Annotated in this window: 1 protein-coding gene; it reads left to right on the top strand. The window is 67.4% G+C overall.

The window, feature by feature from the left end:
• Nucleotides 1–87 precede the first annotated feature (87 nt).
• On the top strand, nucleotides 88–1,254 hold the full coding sequence (locus ACFC02_RS42665) for an IS110 family transposase (protein WP_376368442.1): 1,167 nt from the start codon (nucleotides 88–90) through the stop codon (nucleotides 1,252–1,254).
• Nucleotides 1,255–1,345 lie beyond the last annotated feature (91 nt).

Raw genomic sequence — 1,345 nt, 5'->3', positions numbered from 1 at the left:
CTGGAGCCCCTGGAAGCGTTGAACACCACGCGGCGCACGGTCCGCTACACCGTCGGCTGGAAGATCACCGAGGACGACGAGCGCGCCATCGCCCGAAACCCGGGGCGATTCACCAGTGGCATCGGCGCCTTCCTCGGCCTGGACGTCGGCAAGGGCGAACACCACGCCACCGCGCTGACCCCGGCCGGGAAGAAAGCCCTCGACAAGCGGCTGCCCAACAGCGAACCCAAGCTCCGCGAGGTGTTCGCCAAGCTGATCGCGAAGCACGGCACCGTGCTCGTCGTGGTCGACCAGCCCGCATCGATCGGCGCCCTGCCACTGGCCGTGGCCCGCGACGCGGGCTGCAAGGTCGCCTACCTGCCAGGGCTGACGATGCGGCGGATCGCCGATCTCTATCCCGGCGAGGCCAAGACCGATGCGAGGGACGCGTTCATTATCGCGGACGCGGCCCGGGCGATGCCGCACACCCTTCGCGCCATCGAGCTCGAAGACGAGACCATTGCTGAGCTGGAGATGATCGTGGGCTTCGATGACGACCTCGCGGGGGAGGTCACCCGGGTCGCGAACCGGCTCTGCGGGCTGCTGACCCAGATTCACCCGCATCTGGAGCGAGTTGTGGGCCCGCGCATCCAGCACCCGGCCGTCCTGATGCTGCTGGAACGGTTCGGATCCCCGGCCCAGATCCGCAAGGCCGGACGCAGACGGCTGATCACTCTCATACGTCCGAAGGCCCCGCGGATGGCCGAGCGCCTGGTCGAGGACATCTTCGCCGCTATGGACGAGCAGACTGTGATCGTTCCCGGCACCGACGCGGCTGCGCTCATCGTGCCCAGCCTCGCCACTTCCCTCAGCGCCGTGCTCGACCAGCGCAAACTCCTGGCCACCAGGATCGAGGAACTGCTGGAGACCCACCCTCTTTCCAAGGTCCTGACGTCCATGCCGGGGATCGGCGTCAGGACCGGAGCCAGGATCCTCATCGAAGTCGGCGACGGCAGCGCATTTCCGAGCGCCGCCCACCTCGCCTCTTACGCCGGCCTCGCCCCGGCCACCCGCAGCTCGGGCTCTTCGATCCGCGGAGAACAGCCCTCCCGCCGCGGAAACAAGCAGCTCAAGAGAGCGTTCTTCCTCTCCGCGTTCGCCGCCTTGGCCGACCCTGCCTCCCGGGCCCACTACGACAAGAAGATCGCCCAGGGAAAGCACCGCCGAGTAGCCGAGGGGAGTCTCACCCCTCGGCTCTCACAGATCCGTGTGTAACAGTCTCCCGTTACACGGCTCTTGCCGTTCTGATCACCAACCTGACGCGGCCACCGTCGTGCAGCGCCAATGCGTGAACATGCGGGGATAC

This window comes from Streptomyces sp. NPDC056160 (assembly GCF_042268205.1).
GTDB lineage: Bacteria > Actinomycetota > Actinomycetes > Streptomycetales > Streptomycetaceae > Streptomyces.
The sequence above is the reverse complement of the archived record's forward strand: the minus strand, read 5'-3'. Positions and strand labels throughout refer to the sequence as shown.